This window comes from Nonomuraea sp. NPDC050153 (assembly GCF_044460125.1).
Taxonomy (GTDB): domain Bacteria; phylum Actinomycetota; class Actinomycetes; order Streptosporangiales; family Streptosporangiaceae; genus Nonomuraea.
Genome location: NZ_JBITJQ010000008.1, coordinates 358449 through 378653, shown reverse-complemented (window position 1 = coordinate 378653; position 20205 = coordinate 358449). Strand labels below are relative to the sequence as shown.

Annotated in this window: 15 protein-coding genes; 7 read left to right on the top strand and 8 right to left on the bottom strand. The window is 70.2% G+C overall.

Annotated features, from left to right (window positions below; all coding sequences use genetic code 11):
* The coding region (locus ACIBQ1_RS23015; protein WP_397280340.1) for a hypothetical protein at positions 1-187 on the top strand (187 nt) is incomplete at its 5' end.
* Positions 188-190: 3 nt separating this feature from the next.
* Here ACIBQ1_RS23015 and ACIBQ1_RS23010 read toward each other — a convergent pair.
* Both ACIBQ1_RS23010 and ACIBQ1_RS23005 read right to left on the bottom strand, forming a co-directional pair.
* Positions 191-1678, bottom strand: a complete 1488-nt coding sequence (locus tag ACIBQ1_RS23010) for a penicillin-binding transpeptidase domain-containing protein (protein ID WP_397280338.1) — start codon at positions 1676-1678, stop codon at positions 191-193.
* 36 nt (positions 1679-1714) lie between these two features.
* Positions 1715-2074 carry a MerR family transcriptional regulator gene (locus ACIBQ1_RS23005; protein ID WP_397280337.1) on the bottom strand — a complete coding sequence of 120 codons (360 nt, stop codon included), beginning with the start codon at positions 2072-2074 and terminating at the stop codon, positions 1715-1717.
* An 81-nt stretch (positions 2075-2155) separates the two neighbouring features.
* Between ACIBQ1_RS23005 and ACIBQ1_RS23000 the strand changes: the two genes are divergently transcribed.
* Complete coding sequence (locus tag ACIBQ1_RS23000) at positions 2156-3079, top strand: aldo/keto reductase (RefSeq protein WP_397280335.1); 924 nt, start codon at positions 2156-2158, stop codon at positions 3077-3079.
* 36 nt (positions 3080-3115) lie between these two features.
* On the opposite strand, the gene ACIBQ1_RS22995 is transcribed toward ACIBQ1_RS23000, so the two are convergent.
* Positions 3116-3754: a TetR family transcriptional regulator gene (locus ACIBQ1_RS22995; protein ID WP_397280333.1), complete on the bottom strand. Its 639-nt coding sequence runs from the start codon at positions 3752-3754 to the stop codon at positions 3116-3118.
* Positions 3755-3812: 58 nt separating this feature from the next.
* Here ACIBQ1_RS22995 and ACIBQ1_RS22990 point away from each other — a divergent pair, with 58 nt between their 5' ends.
* Positions 3813-5108, top strand: a complete 1296-nt coding sequence (locus tag ACIBQ1_RS22990; protein ID WP_397280331.1) for a GH1 family beta-glucosidase — start codon at positions 3813-3815, stop codon at positions 5106-5108.
* Here ACIBQ1_RS22990 and ACIBQ1_RS22985 read toward each other — a convergent pair.
* Positions 5090-5986 carry a coiled-coil domain-containing protein gene (locus ACIBQ1_RS22985; protein ID WP_397280329.1) on the bottom strand — a complete coding sequence of 299 codons (897 nt, stop codon included), beginning with the start codon at positions 5984-5986 and terminating at the stop codon, positions 5090-5092. The genes ACIBQ1_RS22990 and ACIBQ1_RS22985 overlap by 19 nt on opposite strands.
* Before the next feature lie 202 nt (positions 5987-6188).
* On the opposite strand from ACIBQ1_RS22985, the gene ACIBQ1_RS22980 reads away from it, so the two are divergent.
* Both ACIBQ1_RS22980 and ACIBQ1_RS22975 read left to right on the top strand, forming a co-directional pair.
* Positions 6189-9206, top strand: a complete 3018-nt coding sequence (locus ACIBQ1_RS22980) for a M14 family zinc carboxypeptidase (protein ID WP_397280327.1) — start codon at positions 6189-6191, stop codon at positions 9204-9206.
* Between the two features lie 123 nt (positions 9207-9329).
* Positions 9330-10763, top strand: a complete 1434-nt coding sequence (locus tag ACIBQ1_RS22975; protein ID WP_397280325.1) for an aldehyde dehydrogenase — start codon at positions 9330-9332, stop codon at positions 10761-10763.
* A 199-nt stretch (positions 10764-10962) separates the two neighbouring features.
* Here ACIBQ1_RS22975 and ACIBQ1_RS22970 read toward each other — a convergent pair whose 3' ends face one another.
* From ACIBQ1_RS22970 to ACIBQ1_RS22955, 4 genes are read right to left on the bottom strand one after another with little or no spacing between them, the layout of a single operon-like run.
* Positions 10963-11715 carry an alpha/beta hydrolase gene (locus ACIBQ1_RS22970; protein WP_397280323.1) on the bottom strand — a complete coding sequence of 251 codons (753 nt, stop codon included), beginning with the start codon at positions 11713-11715 and terminating at the stop codon, positions 10963-10965.
* Between the two features lie 10 nt (positions 11716-11725).
* Entirely contained in the window at positions 11726-12091 is a 366-nt protein-coding gene (locus ACIBQ1_RS22965) for an AMP-binding protein (protein WP_397280322.1), read from the bottom strand.
* Positions 12092-12147: 56 nt separating this feature from the next.
* The gene (locus ACIBQ1_RS22960; RefSeq protein ID WP_397280320.1) at positions 12148-14583 is read right to left on the bottom strand and encodes a LuxR C-terminal-related transcriptional regulator; all 2436 of its coding nucleotides are present in this window, start codon (positions 14581-14583) and stop codon (positions 12148-12150) included.
* 52 nt (positions 14584-14635) lie between these two features.
* Positions 14636-15379, bottom strand: a complete 744-nt coding sequence (locus ACIBQ1_RS22955) for an AMP-binding protein (RefSeq protein WP_397280318.1) — start codon at positions 15377-15379, stop codon at positions 14636-14638.
* A 254-nt stretch (positions 15380-15633) separates the two neighbouring features.
* Between ACIBQ1_RS22955 and typA the strand changes: the two genes are divergently transcribed.
* Positions 15634-17484: a translational GTPase TypA gene (gene typA, locus ACIBQ1_RS22950; RefSeq protein WP_397280316.1), complete on the top strand. Its 1851-nt coding sequence runs from the start codon at positions 15634-15636 to the stop codon at positions 17482-17484.
* A gap of 186 nt (positions 17485-17670) precedes the next feature.
* Positions 17671-20184, top strand: a complete 2514-nt coding sequence (locus ACIBQ1_RS22945; RefSeq protein WP_397280315.1) for a hypothetical protein — start codon at positions 17671-17673, stop codon at positions 20182-20184.
* The last annotated feature ends 21 nt before the right edge of the window (positions 20185-20205 follow it).

The window sequence follows — 20205 nt, the reverse complement described above, 5'->3', positions numbered from 1 at the left end:
CCGCCACCACTCCGACGGCCGCACCGTCCTGCTCATCACCCACCGCCTGGCCAGCGTCCGCTACGCCGACCGCATCTACGTCCTCGACCACGGCAGGATCACCGAACAGGGCGACCACCACACCCTGATGGCCCTCAACGGCCTCTACGCCGACCTCTACACCCTCCAAGCCACCGCCTACCGCTGACCCTCATCGCAGGGCGGCCTCGATGACCGCGCGGGCGATCGCGGTCACCGTGTCGGCCCGCGTCCCGGGGCGCTCCAGCACGACCCCGACCGCCACCTCGGGCGCGTCCGCGGGCGCGAAAGCGGTGACGAGCGCGTGGTCGTCCGTCCCCGGGATGACCTCCGACATGACGATCCCGGCGGCGACCTTGGAACCGGCGACCTTGGGACCGGCTGCTTTGGGGCCGGCCGCTTTGGGGCCGGCCGCCGACTTCCCGGCGCGCGGCGCCATCGTCATCATCGACGCCAGGCTCTTGGCCAGCGTCGGCGACACGGCCTTGCGGTACACGGAGGGGCCGGCGCGGTCTATGACCGACCCGTCCGCCAGCCGTACCTCCTCCACCAGGTACGGCTTCATCAAGATCCCGTTGTTGGCCACGGCGGCCGACAGCATGGCCACCATCAGCGGCGTCACCCGGCTGTCATGGTGCCCGATGGCCGACAGGGCGGTCTGCGCCCGGTCCATGGCCAGCGGATACCGGCTGGCCGTGGCGGCGAGCGGGATCGTCAGGTTCGGCGCGTTGAACCCGAACGCCTCCGCCTGGTCCCTGAGCAGGTCCTGACCGAGCTGCAGCCCAAGGTTGGCGAACACGGTGTTGCAGGACACGTGGAACGCGTCCGTCAGCGTCGGCCGCTCCTTCCCGCACCCGCCGCCGCCCGCGTTCTGCAGGACCATGGGCGTCCCGGGCAACCGCAGCCGGACGGGCGCGTCCACCAGGGTGGTCGGGGTGTACTCGCCGGACGCCAGCGCCGCGGCCGCCGTCACCAGCTTGAACGTGGACCCGGGCGGATAGAGCCGGTTCAGCGCCCGGTTCAGCAGGGGCCGCGACGGATCCCGCCGGAGCAGGCGCGAGGTCTCCAGCAGCAGCCCGGAGTCGAAGGTGGTGAGGGTGTTCGGGTCGTAGGTCGGATAGGTGGCCAGCGCCAGGATCGCCCCGGTCGCCGGGTTGATGGCCACCACCGCTCCCGGGAGCCCCGTCGCCCCGAGCTCCTGGTACGCGGTCCGCTGCACCCGCTCGCTGATCGTCAGCCGGACGTCGGCCCCCTCCACCGCGCCGTCCCTGACCAGCGAGCGCACCTTGACCTTCGGGTCCTCCCCGGACAGCACCTCGTCCTGCGCCTGCTCGATCCCGGTGGAGCGGTAGAGCGACATGTGCCCGGTGACCGCGGCGTACAGCTCGCCGTCCCGGTAGACCCGCCGGTAGAGGTACGGGCCGCCGCCGGTGGGGCGGCTCACGGCGATCGGGGTGCCCTCGTAGGTGAGGATGTCGCCGCGCGGATGTTCGAACCTGGCGATCAGCGGCCGCACGTTCCGGTGGTCGGCGTTGAGCTCCCGCGAGCCGAACGCCTGGACGACCGTGACATGCGCCAGCAGCAGGAACAGCATCGCCGCGCACAACCTGGCGACACGGCGCAGCGGCTCGTCGATCCGCTCCGCCCTCGTTCCGGCCATGGATCTTGGTTTAACAGCCGGAGCGCAAAGGCGAGGCTAGAGCTGACTGCGGTAGTAGGAGATCTTGTTGTGGATGTAGCTCTGCCGCTCGGCCAGCTTCTCGATCTGCGACCTGACCTGCTGGTCGTGCTCCTCCAGCAGCTTGATCCGGTCGGGGATCGTGTCGTCTCCCGCGCGTACGAGCTCGGCGAAGCGGAGCATCTTGGCGATGGGCATGCCCGTGTCACGCAGGCAGCGCAACGTCCCGAGCCAGCCGACGTCCTCCTGGCTGAACCTGCGCTGCCCGGCCGCGTTCCGTCCGATGCGCTCCAGCAGGCCGATCTTCTCGTAGTAGCGCAGCGTGTCGATGCTGAAGCCGGTCTCCTCGACAACTTCCGCCGGTGTGTAAACGCTCACGTTCTTCAGGATCCCACCTGGAGTCCACTCCAGGTCAACGGGCTTGACATGGAGTGCGCTCCAGCTCCCAAAGTCGGCCGCATGAACATCGCACTCGGCACGATTCCGTTCGGCACGACCGTCGACCTGCGGGACACGTTCGCCATCCTGGACCGGTTCCACGAGGCCGGCGGCACGATGCTCGACACGGCCAACAACTACCCGTTCTGGGTGGAGGGCCGGTCGGGCGACGAGAGCGAGCAGGCCATCGGCGCGTGGCTGGCGGCCCGCGGCAACCGCGACGAGATCTTCATCAGCACGAAGGGCGGCGCCCGGCCCACCGTCCCCGGCGACACCACCCTGGCCTCGGCCGAGGGCCTGTCCGCCGCCGCGATCGCCAAGGCCGCCGAGGGCAGCCTGCGGCGACTGGGCACGGACCACGTCGACCTGTACTGGTCGCACATCGAAGACCGTTCCGTGCCGCTGGAGGAGACCCTGGGGGCGCTGAACGCGCTCGCCGAGGCCGGCAAGATCCGCAGCGCGGGGGCGAGCAACATGGCGACCTGGCGCCTCGAACGGGCCAGGAACGTCTCGGCCGCCCACGGCTGGGTCCCTTACACCTACCTCCAGCTCCGCCACACCTACCTGCGCCCGCGCCCGCTCACCGAGCTCGCGGAGTCCGGGCACACGCTCGCCACGGACGAGACCTTCGACTACCTGGCCGCTGAGCCGGATCTGACGCTGTGGGCGTACAACACGCTGATGTTCGGCAGCTACACGCGCCCCGACCGGCCCATCCCCGAGATCTACGACCACCCGGGGACCACGCGGCGGCTCGCGGTGCTGCGGGAGGTCGCGAACGAGCTGGGCGCCACGCCCAACCAGGTGGTGCTGGCCTGGCTGCTGGCCGACGGCATCGTCCCGATCGTGGGCGTCTCAACGCCGGCCCAGCTGGAGGAGGCCATCTCCGCCGCCGACCTCAAACTGGACCCGGACCTGCACACCCGCCTCAACACCACCACCTGACGCCCTCCACCCGCCCGGCCGGGGTGGGAGGAGCGGTCAGGCGAGGTGGTCGGCCAGGTAGCGGCGGACGAGGAGTTTGCATTCGGCGATCAGCTCCGCGTCGCCCGAAGGGTTGACGCGGAACGCCAGCTTGAGCACCGCGTCCGTCGCCTCCACCGCCACCAGCAGCGCGCGGTCCAGCCCCGGCCCCATCGGCGCGTCCAGGAGTTCGAGGGTGAGGGCGCGCAGCCGGTCCGCCACCACCATGTTGTTCTCCTGCGTCCCGTCCAGCGCGGTCTTGCTCCCGCCGACCGCCGGGCCGCCCGGGGCGAGGAGGACCTCGCCGAAGTCCAGCACCGCGAACCCCGGCGTCGTGCGCTTCATGGCGACGAACTCGTCGATGGCCAGGTCCACCAGGTCCGTCCAGTGCCCGAGGTCGGCCTTGGGGATGCGGTCCATGACGCGGGACAGGAACGCCTCGAGGTTGCGCCGCGCCAGCGCCCGCACCAACCCCTGCTTGTCGCGGAAGAACTGGTAGAAGGTGCCGATCGGGACCTCGGCCCGGCGGGCGACCTCTTTGGTGGTCATCGCCTCGTAGCCGACCTCGTCGAGCAGGAGCGCGCACTCGTCGAGCATCCGCTCCACCCGCTCCACGCTCCGGCGCTGGGCGGGACGGCGGCGCAAGGTACTCGTCATGACCCCATCCTGACTTATTAACCGGCAGTAAAGTTCCCTTAGACGAAAGGAGCCCGGGATGTTCCTGTGGGGGACGGCCACGGCCGCGTACCAGATCGAGGGGGCGGTCGAGGAGGACGGCAGGGGCGTCTCCATCTGGGACACCTTCGCCCGCGAGCCGGGCCGCGTCAGGGACGGGCACACCGGGGACGTCGCGTGCGACCACTATCACCGGTGGCGCGAGGACGTGGATCTCATGTCCGGCCTCGGCGTGAACGCCTACCGTTTCTCCGTAGCGTGGCCGCGCGTCCAGCCGCAGGGAGACGGCCGGGTCAACGCGGAGGGGCTCGACTTCTACGAGCGGCTGGTGGACGCGCTGCTGGAGAAGGGGATCCAGCCGGTGCCGACGCTGTTCCACTGGGATCTGCCGCAGGCGCTGCAAGATCGCGGCGGGTGGATCAATCGCGATATTTCGGGAAATTTCGCCGAGTACGCCGCCACCGTCGCCGCCCGCCTCGCCGACCGCGTCCCCCTCTGGATCACCCTGAACGAGCCGTTCGTCCACATGGCCTTCGGGTACGCCATGGGCATCCACGCCCCGGGCCAGGCCCTCCTCACCGACGCGCTCCCCGCCGCCCACCACCAGCTCCTGGCCCACGGTCTGGCCGTGGAGGCCCTGAGGGCGGCCGGCGCCCGCCAGGTCGCCATCACCAACAACTGCACCCCGGTCTGGCCCGCGTCCCGGGAAGAGGCCGATCTGAAGGCGGCGGAGGCGTACGACATCCTGCACAACCGCCTCTTCAACGACCCCATACTGATCGGCAAATATCCGGACCTGTCGGCGTACACCCAGACCCTCGACTTCATCCGGGACGGCGACCTCGACGTCATCGCCGCCCCGCTGGACGCCCTGGGCATCAACTACTACAACCCCACCCGCATAGCCGCCCCCACCGACGAGGGGCTCCCCTTCACGGACGCGGGCGTCACCGGCTACCCCACCACCGCGTTCGGCTGGCCGGTCGTCCCCGACGGCCTGCGCGAGCTCCTGACCGGCCTCAAGTCCAGGTACGGCAGCGCGCTCCCGCCCGTCCTCATCACGGAGAACGGCTGCTCGACCGACGAGGCGATCGAGGACCGGCCGCGCATCGAGTTCCTGGAGGGCCACATCGCGGCGATGCGCCGGGCCATGGCCGAGGGCGTGGACGTACGGGGCTACTTCGTCTGGTCCCTGCTGGACAACTTCGAGTGGGCCGAGGGCTACCACCAGCGCTTCGGCCTCGTACACGTGGACTTCGAGACCCAGCGCCGCACCCCGAAGGCCTCCTACCGCTGGCTGCGGGAGCACATCCGGGCTCAGAACACCGACACGTGAACGTGGTCGTAGTGGTTGGCCGTGACCCCGCCGCGATCCGACATCGGGTCCCAGCCGCCGCCTGACCGGATGTCGTAGTAGCGCTGCTTCCAGATGATGTACATGACGCCGATCCGGGCACCGTTCTTGATCAGGTAGTCGGCCAGCGCGTCACCGCGGGCCTCGTCGGACCCGGTGGCCATGGTGCCGCCCCGGGACATCATGAAGTCGCAGGCCCGGCCCTTCCCGTGCTCGCCGGGATCGCCGACGCGCAGGCAGCCCACGCCGTACTTCATGGGGAAGTTCCCCATGATGGCGGCACGCACGTCGATCATGCGCTGGGTCAGGCCATCGGCGCCGCCGGGCTGCTGGAAGCCGTACTTGGCGAGCAGCTTCTCGACCTCGCGCTGCTTGCTCTGGAGGTTCTTGATCTCCTTGCGCAGCTTCTCGATCCTGTCGTTGGCGGCGAGCTTCGCCTCCTTGGACTTCTCGATCAGCTTCTGGACGCTCTGGACGCGTCTGGTGCGCTCGTCGGCCATGTAGGTCATGTTGGCCGCCTGCCCCAGCATCACGTGCGGGTCGACGTCGGGGGTCAGGAGCTGGAAGGTGTCGAGGGGGCCCACCATGTAGGCGGTCTGCGCGATGTTCGCCACGTCCGCCTGCGCGTCCTTCAGCTGGGCCAGCAGGGCGCCGGAGGTGGTGGTGGCCCGTTTCACCTGGAGCTTGATCTCCTCCAGGCTCTGGATCTGGCCACGGTAGCGCTTTTCGAGCAGCTCGGCCTGCTTGGTGAGTTTCCGCAGGTCACCGGGGCTCGGATCGGCCACGGCCGGGGACGGCCCGGGGAGGCCGAGCAACCCGGCGAGGACGGCGACAAGAACGGCGATCCGCCCGATTCTCACACCCGCCCCCTCCCCTCTTAGACGGACCGAAACTATAGAAGATGATCTTGATCCCTGTCATCCGAACAGCCGAACTGCCGCACCATTGGCGACTTTTCTGGTGATTTGTCCGAATTAAGGCGGACCTAAAGATTGGGCCTTGTCTAGATCGCTCCAACGGTCTGAGATGGCGATCGAACTCGTCTCTGCGAAGGGGCAGATCGTGTCTCGAACGTTGACTTTCGCCACCGCCGTCATCCTCGGCTTAGGCACCTCCATCGTGGCCACGACCGCGCAGGCGTCCGTGGACCCGTTACCGCCCCGGGACCGCATCGAGCTCTACCAGCTCGACAGCGCCCCGGGCACCGCGCAGACGCTCAGGGAAAAGGGCTTCGACGTCGTCCAGCAGCAGAACAAGGGCGACCAGGAACACATCGAGCTCACCGCCGCGCAGGCCGACCTCGACGCGCTGCGCAAGCTCGGCCACAAACCCGAGCCCGTACGCAACCCGCAGGGCCAGACCCAGCTGGAGGCCGCCAGGGCGCAGGCGGCCGGCGGCTACACCGTGTGGAAGCCCTATTCCGCCCCGGGCGGCATCGCCGACCAGCTCAAAACCATCGCGAACGCCAACAAGGACCTCGTCAAGCTCCAGTCGATCGGCAGGACGCTGAAGGGCCAGGACATCCTGGCCGTCAAGGTCACCACGGGCGCCCGGCTGCTGCCCGACGGCATCAAGCCCTCGACGCTCTACTCCGCCACGCAGCACGCCCGCGAGTGGATCGCCACCGAGGTGGACATGCGGCTGCTGAAGCACGTGATCGCGAACAGGGCCGCGCTGAAGGACCTGCTCAACAAGACCGAGCTGTGGTTCGTGCCGGTGGCCAACCCCGACGGGTACGACTTCACGTTCACCGAGGGCAACCGCCTGTGGCGCAAGAACCTGCGCGACGTCAACGGCGACGGCAAGATCACGATCGGCGACGGCGTCGACCCGAACCGGAACTTCCCGACGAACTTCCACTACGACGAGGAAGGCTCGTCGAGCATCCCCAGCAGTGACACCTACCGCGGCACGGGCCCGGCCAGCGAGCCGGAGACCAGGGCCATGGACGGCCTGCTCAGGCGCATCGGGTTCGAGATGCAGCTCAACTACCACTCCTACGGCCCCCTGCTGCTCTACCCGAGCGGCTTCCAAATCGCCACGGAGACGGCCGACAACCCGATCTACGAGGCCCTCACCGGCAACGACGCCAACCCGGCCGTCCCCGGCTTCGACCCCGACCTCGGCGCGGAGCTGTACACCACGAACGGCGACACCAACGACCACGCGCAACGCCAGTACGGCACGCTGTCGTGGACGCCGGAGCTGAACGAGGGCTGCGACGGCTGCGGGTTCGTCTTCCCCGACGACGAGGCGCTGGTGCAGGCCGAGTTCGAGAAGGGCCTGCCGTTCGCGCTCGACGTGGCCAGGTCCGCGGTCAACCCCGTCGAGCCGGTGAACCACCTGGGCAACACGACCCCCGACTTCGAGATCGACCCGTTCGAGGTCAGCTACGGCAAGGACCAGGTCGTCCAGGTCGACGCCAAGCGCAAGCTCGGCCCGGTCCTCCTGAACTACCAGGTCAACGGCGGCCGTACGAAGACCGTCCTGACCCGCGAGTGGGAGGGCGGCGAGCGGTACGGCGGCGGCTACGACCGCTACTACCACCGGCTGCGCGGCAAGATCACCGGCACCAGGCCCGGTGACAAGGTGAAGGTCTGGTTCGCCTCGATCGGCAGGAAGAGCGCCGACTTCACCTACACCGTGGCGGCCGACATCGGCGGCAAGGTGCTGATCCTGGCCGCGGAGGACGTCACGGGCCTGAGCCCGGCGCAGGGCGTGACCGAGGCCAAGTACGCCGACGAGTACGCCGCGGCGCTCACGGCGGCCGGCTACACCTCGGACGTGTACGACATGGACAAGCTGGGCCGTAAGGCCCCGCACCCGCTGGGCGTGCTCAGCCACTACAAGGCCATGGTGTGGGAGACCGGCGACGACATCATCCCGAGGTCGCCCGGCCAGGTGGGCGGCACGACCTCCAAGGGCGGCGTGGACACCGAGCTGGCGGTCCGCGACTACCTGAACGAGGGCGGCAAGCTGCTGCACGCCGGCAAGTACCCGTCGTTCGCGGCCAACAACAACGGCGCCTACTACTACCAGCCCGACCAGCCGGCGCAGCCGGAGTGCACGGTCCCGGACGACCCGCCGTGCATCCCGGTGTTCAACGACTTCCAGCAGTACTGGCTGGGCGCGTACGTCTTCTTCGACGACGCCGGCACCGACCACAACACCGGCCAGCCGTTCGCGCTGACCGGCAACGGCGGCAGGTTCCAGGGCTTCGACGCGACGATCGAGCCGGGTCACACCAACTCGTTCGTGGCCACCTCGGCCATCCTGCCCGCGCAGCAGTTCCCGCTGTTCGCGAGCTCGGCGCAGATCAAGTGGGCGCGTCCGGGCGGCCCGTTCGACCCGCACTCCGGGGCATGGGACGTCTACAGCGGCATCGCCGACGTCTCGTGGAAGCGGCTGACCAAGACGATCGACCTGACCGGCAGGAGCGGCGGCGACCTGACGTTCTGGACGTCGTACGACACCGAGAACGCCTGGGACTACCTGGCGGTCGAGGCGCGCACGGCGGGCGGCGACGACTGGACCACGCTGCCGGACGCCAACGGGCACACGACGCAGGAGACCGGCAGCAGCTGCGACCCGCCCAGCGGCGGCGACGGCTGGTGGACGATCCACCCGTTCACCCGGCGCTACCAGGGCCCGGACTGCGAGTCCACCGGCACCTCCGGCGCCTGGAACGCCGCCACCGGTAACTCGGCCGGCTGGCAGCAGTGGAAGATCGACCTGAGCGCGTACGCGGGCAAGCAGGTCGAGCTGTCGATCTCCTACATCAGCGACTGGGGCACCCAGGGCGCGGGCGTCTTCCTGGACGACTTCGCGGTCACCCTGGACGGCGTGACGACCGAGCAGACCTCGTTCGAGTCGGACCTGGGCGGCTGGACCGTCGGGGCGCCTCCCGAGGGGACCTCGCCGTCGATCAACAACTGGTTCAGGACGGACCAGGTCTTCGAGGAGGGCGCCGGAATCGTCACCAAGGACACCGTCTACCTGGGCTTCGGCGCCGAGAGCGCGACTGACCCGGCCACGCGCGCCGATCTCGTCAAGAGGTCCATGAAGCACCTGCTCGGTTAGACCCGCGGAGGGGTGCGGCAGCGCGTGCCGCGCCCCTCTTGCGTGTGCGGACAGAACATGGTTCGGTCACCTTGAGGAAGTCCAAAAACAAGCAAGCATTCGGTCAAGCAGGAGGGTCACGACATGCGCCGGCACGACACGCTGTTCATCGGGGGCGAATGGGTGGCCCCCGCGGGCACCGGAACGATAGACGTCACCTCCCCGCACACCGAGGAGGTGGTCGGCCGGGTGCCCGACGGCACGGCCGAGGACATGGAGCGCGCGGTCGCGGCCGCCAGGGAGGCGTTCGACCACGGGCCGTGGCCGCGGATGACGTTCGCCGAGCGGGCCGAGATCATCGGCCGGCTGGCCGCGATCTACAACGAGCGGCAGGGCGAGATGGCCCAGCTCATCACGGAGGAGATGGGCTCCCCGATCACGTTCTCGAACCTCGCCCAGGCGCCCCAGCCGCTGGGCATGCTGCAGTACTACGCCGAGCTGGGCAAGACGTTCGCGCAGGAGGAGCAGCGGCCGGGGCTGTTCGGCCCGCTGACCGTGCGCAGGGAGCCGGTGGGCGTGGTGGCGGCCGTGGTGCCGTGGAACGTGCCCCAGTTCGTCACGATGACCAAGGTCGCGCCCGCGCTGCTGGCCGGCTGCACGATCGTGCTCAAGCCGGCGCCGGAGACGCCGCTGGACGCGTACCTGCTGGCCGAGTGGGCGGCCGAGGCGGGCATCCCGGCGGGCGTGCTCAACATCGTGGCCGCGGGCCGCGAGGCCGGCGAGCACCTGGTCTCCCACCCCGGCGTGGACAAGGTGGCCTTCACCGGCTCGACGGCGGCCGGCCGGCGCATCGGCGCCATCTGCGGCGAGCAGCTCAAGCGGGTCAGCCTGGAGCTGGGCGGCAAGTCCGCCGCGATCGTCCTGGACGACGCCGACCTGGCCGCCAGCATGGGCTTCCTGTCCATCGCCTCGCTCATGAACAACGGCCAGGCCTGCGTGGCGCAGACCCGCATCCTGGCCTCGCGCAACCGCTACGACGAGGTCGTCGAGGCCGTCGCGAACATGGTCAACTCCCAGCCCGTCGGCGACCCCTCCGACCCGGCGACCGGCATCGGCCCGCTGGTGGCCAAGCGGCAGCAGGACCGGGTGGAGGGCTACATCAAGATCGGCATGGACGAGGGCGCCAAGGTCGTCGTCGGCGGCCTCGACCGTCCCTACGACCGCGGCTGGTACGTCTCCCCCACCGTCTTCGCCGGCGTCACCAACGACATGCGCATCGCCCGCGAGGAGATCTTCGGCCCGGTCCTGGCCGTGATCCCGTACGAGGACGAGGCGGACGCCGTACGCATCGCCAACGACAGCGACTACGGCCTGGCCGGCACGGTGTGGACGGCCGACGCCGAGCACGGCATGGAGGTGGCCCGCCAGGTCCGCACCGGCACGTACGGCGTCAACTGCTTCATGCTGGAGACCAACGCGCCCTTCGGCGGCTACAAGGCCAGCGGCATCGGCCGCGAGCTGGGCCCCGAGGGCCTCAACGGCTACCTGGAGTACAAGACGATCGCGCGGCTCGGCTAGCACCGGCGAGAAGGGCCTCGCGGCGTTCCGCGAGGCCCTTCGTCGTGCCACGGGACGTGCACCCAGCGAGCCCCCGCAACGCTAGGTACAGATCCCGCTACCAGAAGTATGTCCCACGTCCACCGCAGGGGCGGTTTCCTTCCCCAGGGACTTTCTCCCGGCGGTTTCTTTCCTTACGCCCTAGGTAGACGTGAATTACTCACGAAAAGTTCGAGGAGATCCATTTGCCGATTCGTCGGATGAGTTCGGGGGTCGCTGCGGTCTCCGCGTGGCCGTACCCGGGCTCGACCCAGAGCTCCTTGGGCTCGCGCGCCCCGGCGTAGAGCTGATGCGCGTGGTCGAGCGGGAAGAACGCGTCGCGGTCGCCGTGCACGATCAGCAGCGGGGCCGGCGAGATGAGCGCGGCGGCCTCGTGGGGCGGCACCGGGACCGGGTCCCACTCGCCGCGGGCGATCCTCGTCCGCTTGACGACCCGTGCCGCCAAGCGCCCGAACGGCCGCTCGATGGCCCAGTGGACCTGCCGCATCGGCTTGGTGCCGCGGTAGTACCAGCGTGCCGGGCCGCTCACCGCCACCACGGCGTCCACGCCGCCGCGCAGGCCCGCGTGCCGTACGGCCACCGCCGCCCCCATGGAGAAGCCCACGACCGCGATCTTGGAGTAGCCGACCACGCGGGCGTGCCGGACGGCGGCGTCCAGGTCGAGGACCTCCAGGTCGCCCACCGTGGACTCGCCGCCGGAGCGCCCGTGGCCCCGGAAGTCGAAGGCGATCACGCCGCCGAACCCGCTCAGCACGTGCACGATGCGCCGCGCGGTGCGGTCCCGCCACGAGCCGGTGAACCCATGTGCCATCACGACCCCGAGGTCGGTGCTGGTCGAGGGGGTGTGGGCGGCGTTGATGCGTACCCCGTCGTCGGTCCTGAGCATGACGGGGAAATGAGGCGCGTAGGGCATGAAGACGAGCTTATGTTCGCGATGTGCTGAGGTCTGCGACGCTCATCACGATCCGTACGCGTGATTCGTCCGCCGCGTCGAGCGCCATCGGCAGGTCGGAGATCATCACGCGGGCCCCGCTGGCGTGGATCCGATCCCTGAAGGCGCCCACGTCGAGGTCGCACGGCAGCGGCCAGGCCACGCCGCCCGCGGCGATCACCGCGTCGGTCGCCACCAGCAGGTCGGCGCCCACGGGCAGGCAGATGAGCACGGTGTCACCCGCGCGCACGCCTCTGCGCCGCAGCTGGACGGCCGCGACGGCAGACCTCTCGTCCAGCTGCTCCTCGGTGAGCCTCAGGCCGGTGCCCGAGTCCACCATGACGATGCGCTCATCCATGTGGCCCACGGTAGGGAGGGCCCCTCATGCGTACATGGGGCGGAATATGCAGATCCCTATGCAGAACCGCGCAGTGCTTCGGGGGCGACCGTCGGGTGCTCGGCGGCCCAGACCGCGATCTGGGCCCGTGACGTGTAGCCCAGTTTCTCCATGATGTTGGCGATATGCCGGGCGACCGTGGCGGGGCTGATCACCAGCTCCGTCGCGATGGCGCGGTTGGACAGCCCGCGGGTGAGCAGGCCCGCGATCTCCTGCTCGCGGGCGGTCAGCAGCGAGTGTTTGACCCGTTCGGCCGCCACCGGCGCCCGCTGCGCCAGCCGCTCGCCCTCCAGCACGTGCCGGGCGGCGTCGTCGGGGCTCATCGCCCGCCCCCGCGACCACAGCGAGGTGGCGCGGCCGTCGCCCAGCTTGGTGCGGGCCCTGCCGAGCAGCTCCTCGACCTTGATCGCGGGCAGATGTTGCCCGATCGACTCGCGCAGCCTGGTCGCCGCGCCCATGACCAGCACCGCGCCCTCCAGGTCGCCCTCGCACTCCGCCAGCACCGACAGCCCCACCAGGCACAGGGCCACACCGTGGCGCTGCCCGGTCTCCCTGCCCAGGGCGAGGCTGGCGGCCAGCCACTCCCGCGCCGTGCCGAACTCGTGCAGCATCGCCGTCACCCTGCCGACCCTGGCCAGGGCGCGCGACAGATCGAGGTCGCTGCCCAGCTCGCGCAGCCACGGGATGACCATCTCGTACTGGGCCTTGGCGGTCTCCAGGTCGCCGCGGAACTCGGCCACCGCGCCGAGCTGGGTGGCGGTCCTGGCCATGATCCACCGGTGGCCGTGCTCGCGGGCCCGGGCGAGCGCCTCCTCGCCGTGCCGCTGGGCCTCGCGCAGCCGCCCGCGCGTCAACGCCACGGCCGACAGCCCGGCCAGCGCCGCCGCCTGGTTCCACGCGTCGCCCGAGCGCAGGGCCAGGGCCAGGCCCTGCTCCGCGTGGTGCACCGCGTCCTCGGGCCGGCCCATGCGCAGCAGCACGACGACGATGAGGCTGTGGATGACGCAGCGCGCGAACATGTTGGTCGTGGGGATCCCGGCCAGGCTCTCCTCGGCCAGCGCCAGGGAGCGGCTCAGCTCGTCCCTGGCCTCCAGGCCGTAGGCGAGGTATCCCTTGGCCTGCGCGATCTGCTCGTCGGGCACCTGGCTCAGGTCGAGCGAGAGCAGCCGCTCGATCCAGGTGACGATCTCCGTCAGGTTTCCGCAGAGCGGCAGCAGGCCGCTGCTGGCGATGCAGAGGCGCAGGCCCAGCGGCACGTTGCCGGACTCCACGGACCAGTCGAGCGCCATCCGCTGATCGACGACGAGGCCCTTGCTCATGGTCAGCGCTCCGAGGCGGCGCGCCCACGGCACGCCCGGCTCGACCAGCTCGGTCGTGAAGTGGCGCTCCTGCAGCTCGCAGACCACGCGCAGGTGACGCTCGCGCAGGACCTCGCGCTCACCGGCCTGCCGGAGGCACCCCACCGCGTAGCGCTTGATGGTCTCCAGCAGCCAGTAGCGCCTGCGGCTCTCGTCGCACAGCACGAGGGACTTGTCGACCAGCCCGCCGAGCAGGTCGACGATCTCCGCCTCCGAGATGGGCCGCTCGGCGCAGACCTGCTCGGCCAGGTCGAGGTCGAAGTCTCCGGCGAACACCGACAGCCTGCGCAGCAGCACCTGCTCCTTCGCGGACAGCAGGTCGTAGCTCCACTCGACGGCCGCGAGCAGCGTGCGCTGCCTGGCGGGGGCGGTGCGGCCGCCGGTGGTGAGCAGCGAGAACCGGTCGTCGATGCGGTCGGCGATCTGCCCGGGGCTGAGCAGGCTCGTACGGGCCGCGGCCAGCTCCAGCGCCAGCGGCAGCCCGTCGAGCGCCCGGCACAGCCGCACGACGTCGGGCAGGCTGCCGGGGCCCAGCCTGGTGCCGGCCGCCGCCGCCCGGTCGACGAAGAGCTGCACGGACTCGGCCTCGGGGCTGCCCTCGTGGGGCAGGTCGAGCGGCGGGACCCGCCAGATCAGCTCGCCGGCGATGCGCAGCGGCTCCCGGCTGGTGGCCAGGACGCTCAGGTGGGGGCAGGCCGCGATCAGCGCCGCGACGACCTCGGCGCACCTGTCGATGAGGTGCTCGCAGTTGTCGAACAGCAGCAGGCAGTGCAGGCGGCGCAGCCGGTCGAGGACGGTGCCGAGCACCGGGCGGCCCGCCTCCTCCCGCACGCCGAGCACCCGGCCGATCTCCTGATCGACCAGCTCGGGGTGGCGCAGCCGGGCCAGCTCGACCAGCCAGACGCCGTCGGGGTACGCGGACACCAGCCCGGCCGCGACATGCAGGGCCAGCCGGGTCTTGCCGATGCCGCCCACCCCGCACAACGTGACCACGCGCGTCTCGCGGAACAGCCCGCGCAACTCGTCGAGATCGCGCTCGCGACCCACGAATCGGTTGGGCTCCGCCGGAAGGTTGTGCCTGGGGGGATCTGGCATGTGGTCACCCTGCGTCGCTGAAGGATCACACTCTCCCACAGTGTCGCACTTTTCACAGCCCAAGCGAGCTCACGATCGCCCTTTCGTCGACGACACGCAGGATGGGGTCGCCGAGCAGCCGTCTGGCCAGGTCGTACGGTGCGACGACCATGGTGGCCCGGCGCTCGTGGGCCAGCACGCGGCACCCCACCAGGCTCGGCTCGTGGGCGATGACGACGTGCGCCCCCACCGTCATCGCCAGGTCGATCACCCGCAGGCCCCGGAACGGCTCGCTCACCGCGCTGATCACCACGTCGTCCTTGCCGATCACCAGCCGGCCCGCGAGCCTGCGCAGGTCGCCCGCCAGCGCGTGGTTGTCGATCACCTGCCCGCCGTAGACGGCGACCGCGGGCCCGGCCAGCGGGCCGTACTCGAGGGCGCGGTCGCCGATCAGCGCGGTGAACGGCTTCGCCCCCGGGACGGACTCGAAGGAGAAGACCCGGTCGACCTTCACCGCGGCGGGGTCGTAGCGGCGCTGGGTGATCATGAAACGCCCCGTCCCCGAGGCCGCGAGCACCGCCACCCCGCCCGCCCAGGCCACGGCGTGGACCGCGACGGGCAACGTCGTGCCCTGCGGGACGTCGACGATCACCTCGTCGCCGAAACGCAGGCCCTGGCGCTGCAGACCGGCCGCGGCGCGGGTCACGCGCCGGGCGAACGCGGCGTATGACAGCACCTCGCCGGTCCTGACTTCGCTGACCGCCGGTTGGTCCCCCTGGGTCGGTGCCGCGGCCATAACCAGCTCTGTCCAGGTCATGCCGACAATCTAGGGATGTGGGCCCCGATTGCCATGCGCACAATTGTGCAACCGGCTATGTACGTAGGGTTTCCTCCGCCCGAGGCATCCGGTTACGCAAGCGTTCCCCCTATGTAGGCGAACCTTTCACCTCTCCTCGCGCCCGTTCTCCGGGAGATCCGCTCACGTCGCGCTTGTCATCAGAGGGGATCAACTAGACTTATAAGGCCGCGACTTCGCGCGGCCGCCCCCACGACACAGAGCGAGACGTCATCATGCCTTTGAACAGCCGCGACGACCTGCGGAACATCGCGATCATCGCGCACGTCGACCATGGCAAGACCACGCTGGTCGACGCCATGCTCTGGCAGTCCGGGGCCTTCCGCGCGAACCAGGACGTCGACGACCGCGTCATGGACTCCAACGACCTCGAGCGCGAGAAGGGCATCACCATTCTCGCGAAGAACACCGCGGTCCAGCACGGCGGCATGACCATCAACATCATCGACACCCCCGGCCACGCCGACTTCGGCGGCGAGGTCGAGCGCGGCCTGTCGATGGTCGACGGCGTGGTGCTGCTGGTCGACGCCTCCGAGGGGCCGCTGCCGCAGACCCGCTTCGTGCTGCGCAAGGCGCTGTCGGCCAAGATGCCGGTCATCCTGTGCATCAACAAGGTCGACCGCCCCGACGCCCGCATCAAGGACGTCGTGGACGAGGTCTACGAGCTGTTCATGGACCTCGACGCCACGGAGGAGCAGATCGACTTCCCGATCGTGTACGCCTCCGCCAAGGCGGGCCGGGCCTCCATGGAGCGCCCCGAGGACGGCGGCATGCCCGACTCGACGGACCTCGAGCCGCTGTTCGACATCATCAAGTCGACCATCCCCGCGCCGACGTACGACCCCAACGCGCCGCTCCAGGCCCACGTGACCAACCTCGACGCCTCCTCCTACCTCGGCCGCATCGCGCTGTGCCGCATCCACCAGGGCGTCATGCGCAAGGGCCAGCAGGTGGCCTGGTGCCGCACCGACGGCACCATCCAGCGCGTCAAGGTGACCGAGCTGCTCATGACCGAGGCCCTGGAGCGCAAGCCGGCCGAGGAGGCGGGCCCCGGCGACATCATCGCCATCGCCGGCATCCCCGAGATCATGATCGGCGAGACGCTGGCCGACCCCGAGGACCCGCGCCCGCTGCCGCTGATCACGGTCGACGAGCCGGCCATCTCGATGACCATCGGCACCAACACCTCACCCCTGGTCGGCAAGGTCAAGGGGGCCAAGGTCACCGCCCGCATGGTGAAGGACCGCCTCGAAAAGGAGCTGGTCGGCAACGTGTCGCTGCGCGTGCTGCCCACCGACCGGCCCGACGCCTGGGAGGTGCAGGGCCGCGGCGAGCTGGCGCTGGCCATCCTGGTCGAGCAGATGCGCCGCGAGGGCTACGAGCTGACCGTCGGCAAGCCGCAGGTCGTCACCAAGACCGTCGACGGCAAGGTGCACGAGCCGGTCGAGCGCCTGACGGTCGACTGCCCCGAGGAATACCTCGGCGCGGTCACCCAGCTCCTGGCCGTGCGCAAGGGCCGCATGGAGCACATGACCAACCACGGCACCGGCTGGATCCGGATGGAGTTCGTGGTCCCGGCGCGCGGCCTGATCGGCTTCCGCACGGAGTTCCTCACCGAGACGCGCGGCACCGGCCTGGTGCACCACGTGTTCGACTCGTACGAGCCCTGGTTCGGCGAGCTGCGCACCCGCAACAACGGCTCCCTGGTGGCCGACAGGTCCGGCCCCGTGACCGCGTTCGCGATGCTCAACCTTCAGGAACGCGGCACGCTGTTCGTCTCGCCGACGACCGAGGTCTACGAAGGCATGATCATCGGCGAGAACTCCCGGTCCGACGACATGGACGTGAACATCACCAAGGAGAAGAAGCTCACCAACATGCGCTCCTCCACCAGCGAGGAGACGGAAAAGGTGATCCCGCCGCGCGTCCTTTCGCTGGAGCAGGCGCTGGAGTTCATCCGCGAGGACGAGTGCGTGGAGATCACTCCGGAGCACGTGCGCATCCGCAAGGTCGTGCTCGACGCCGCCACGCGTGGCCGCGCCGCGGCCCGAGCCAAGCGCGCCTGAGGTTTTCCTGACGGCTTTTTCCGGTGTAAGCCCGCAGGGTAAGGCTTCCGGCTTCGCCATGGGCGATGAATGAGCCAGCCGGTCAAGAAAAGGGGTCATGGGGAAAAGCTGTAATCACACCGTGACCCCATAACATAGAACATTCCGCCATTCCGGAGAATCATCCAATTTGTGGGATGGCTCCGGATGGCAACTGCGTTCGGACTGGCTCTGGTGTCGTTGGGGGCGATCGTTTGGTGCACCGTCGCGGCCAGACCGGTGGCGGGACCCGCGCCGCTCAAGAGCACCGCGGTGCCCAACCCGTGGGTGGCGGCCGCCGCCCGCGCCGATCCCCTCGTCGGCTGGACCCGCAAGGCCACCAGCGAGGTGATGATCACCAGGGCGACTAGGAGCGACCTGGACCCTGTGCCCGAGGGGCGGCTCGACCCCCGCCAGCGGCAGGTCAAGGTGACCGTCGTGCACCGGCTCCAGATGGCGCCCAAGGACCCGCTCATCGAGGCGCTGCGCCAGGGCAGCGGGTTCCCGGGCACGCTTCAGCAGGTCACCGACGCCGCGTTCGGCGCCATCAAGGTGGAAGGTCCCGGGCTGGCGCCCACGACGCGCCTGGCGCCGGTCCTGACCTCCGACTCCGGCGGCACCACGGCCAGGTTCACCGTGACGCTGCTGCGGCAGGTCAAGAGGGACGAACTGCTCAAGCTCGACTTCACCGCGCCCAGCGCGCTCCCGCTGATCGTCACCTCGCGCTCGATCGGGGTGCTGCCCGGCGAATGGACGGTGCTGCGGCTGGCGGGGATCACGCCGGATCGGGAGCAGGAGGAGCGGCTGGAGTTCACCATCGGGGCGTACCCGGTGAGCATGACGCTGGCGCCGGACTCGTTCGGGTTCGCCGACACGGTGGTGGAGGACGACTTCTCGTGGGCCACCGCGCTCGGCGTGCTCACCGCGCTCGCGCTCGTCGCCTTCCTGGCGCGCTCGCTCGGGCGCGGGTGGTGGGAGCGGCTGCCCAACAGGGAGCTGTTCGTCGGGCTCGCCGTGGCGGCCCCCACGCTGCTGATCCCGCTGTTCGCCGAGGACTGGTCGGCGGTGGCGTACGTGATCCTGTTCGTCGCGGTGCCCGCGCTCGCGCTGCGGCACGCGGGACGGGTGCTGCCCACCAGCCCGCCGTGGAACACGCGTGACCTGCTGGTCGTGACCGGGCTGGGCGTGGTGGTCGGGGTCGGCATGCTGGCCTGGTCGTGGTTGCACGGGCAGCTGGCGGGGCAGACGCTGCTGGCCGGAGGGGCGGTGGCGGCCGTGGCCGCGGCCGGGTCCGCGGTGGCGTTCAGCGTGGACCTGGGGGTCAGGCCGGTGATCGTGCGGCTGGCCGTGCTGTCGGCCGAGGCCGCGATCGGGCTGCTGGCGCTGGCGCTGTGGATGCGGGCGCTGCTGGCCGGGGTCTACCCGCCGGACAGCATCCGGCTGGTGCTGGCGCTGAGCTGGGCCATGATCCCGGTCGCCGCCATCGCCGTGGCCACCAAGCAGTGGAAGCGCGGCGCGGTGATCGGCGCGGTGATCGTGAGCCTGCTGGTCCAGGGCTGGCCGACCGAATGGCTGGACTCCGGGTCGTGGAGCCTGGCGGTGTCGCAGCCCGAGCCGCGGATCGGCAGCCTGGTGCTCACCCCGCTCGTGCGCGGGGTGCTCGGGTTGCTGCTGCTGGGGTTCCTGATGCTGGTGCTGCGGCTCCGGCGGCTCGGTGACGAGCTCGCCGCGATCGACAACCCGGTCGCCGAATCGACCATGATCGCCGTACTGATGGTGCTGTACATCACGCCCGGCGGCAGCACGACGCTCGCGGACATCGACGTGCCGCTGCCGCTGCTGGCGATCACCTCGATCGTCGCCTGGGCGACCGCGCGCTGGCTGCTCTCCGGGCCGCGACCCGTACTCACCGAGCCCGCTTCGCCGGAGGAGCACCGCCTGCTCATCAGGGCCGCCCTGCACAAGCGGCTGCTGCTGGTCGCCGAACAGGAGCTGTACCGCATCGGACGGGGCGGCATCGGCTCGGGCGAGATGTCGATGGCCGACTTCGACGAGCGGCGGGACGCGCTGGAGGAGGCGCTGCGGCAGCACGGCCGGCACCCCGAGACCGCCTTCGCCACGGCCGCCGGGTGCACGCCCTGGCACAACGGCGTGCACGCCTTCGCCGTGAGCCTGCTGCTGAGCCTGCCCTTCGCGATCGTGTACGGGTGGCCGGACGGGGCCGACCTGACCAGCTTCATCTTCGACGCGCGCTACCTGATCACGCTGCCGGCCTTCGGCTTCCTGTACGGCTACTTCTACCCGCGCCTGCGCGGCACCCAGCCGATGACCAAGGCCCTCCACCTGACCGCCGCGGCCCTGCTCACCGAGCTGTCCGGCTACCTGTCCACCCTGGTGGAGCCGGACATCGGGGCCGTCGACAAGGTGCAGGTGGTGGGGATCGTGGTGGGGCAGGTGACGATGGTGTGCGTCGGGCTGGGGCTGTACTGGGAGTGGCGGCTCATGCACCTGGCCGGGGAGCCGTGGGCCCGGGTCCGCAACCTGCGCAGCATCCGCAGCCTGGCGGCCCCCGCCCTGGCCATCCTCGTGGCCGCCGGCACCACCGCCGCCACCTCAGCGGCCGGCCAGACCGTCGACCGCATCCTCAAGGGCGACCAGATCACCACCACCGCCCCCCGCTGACCACCCCTCCGACGCCCTTGG

Excerpts from the sequence above, each read along its gene's own strand:
- typA (WP_397280316.1), top strand. The coding sequence starts at position 15,634 with ATGCCTTTGAACAGCCGCGACGACCTGCGGAACATCGCGATCATCGCG.
- ACIBQ1_RS22995 (WP_397280333.1), bottom strand. The coding sequence starts at position 3,754 with ATGACGAGTACCTTGCGCCGCCGTCCCGCCCAGCGCCGGAGCGTGGAG.
- ACIBQ1_RS22955 (WP_397280318.1), bottom strand. The coding sequence starts at position 15,379 with ATGACCTGGACAGAGCTGGTTATGGCCGCGGCACCGACCCAGGGGGAC.
- ACIBQ1_RS22975 (WP_397280325.1), top strand. The coding sequence starts at position 9,330 with ATGCGCCGGCACGACACGCTGTTCATCGGGGGCGAATGGGTGGCCCCC.
- ACIBQ1_RS22960 (WP_397280320.1), bottom strand. The coding sequence starts at position 14,583 with ATGCCAGATCCCCCCAGGCACAACCTTCCGGCGGAGCCCAACCGATTC.
- ACIBQ1_RS22965 (WP_397280322.1), bottom strand. The coding sequence starts at position 12,091 with ATGGATGAGCGCATCGTCATGGTGGACTCGGGCACCGGCCTGAGGCTC.
- ACIBQ1_RS23010 (WP_397280338.1), bottom strand. The coding sequence starts at position 1,678 with ATGGCCGGAACGAGGGCGGAGCGGATCGACGAGCCGCTGCGCCGTGTC.
- ACIBQ1_RS23000 (WP_397280335.1), top strand. The coding sequence starts at position 2,156 with ATGAACATCGCACTCGGCACGATTCCGTTCGGCACGACCGTCGACCTG.
- ACIBQ1_RS22970 (WP_397280323.1), bottom strand. The coding sequence starts at position 11,715 with ATGCCCTACGCGCCTCATTTCCCCGTCATGCTCAGGACCGACGACGGG.
- ACIBQ1_RS22945 (WP_397280315.1), top strand. The coding sequence starts at position 17,671 with ATGGCAACTGCGTTCGGACTGGCTCTGGTGTCGTTGGGGGCGATCGTT.
- ACIBQ1_RS22990 (WP_397280331.1), top strand. The coding sequence starts at position 3,813 with ATGTTCCTGTGGGGGACGGCCACGGCCGCGTACCAGATCGAGGGGGCG.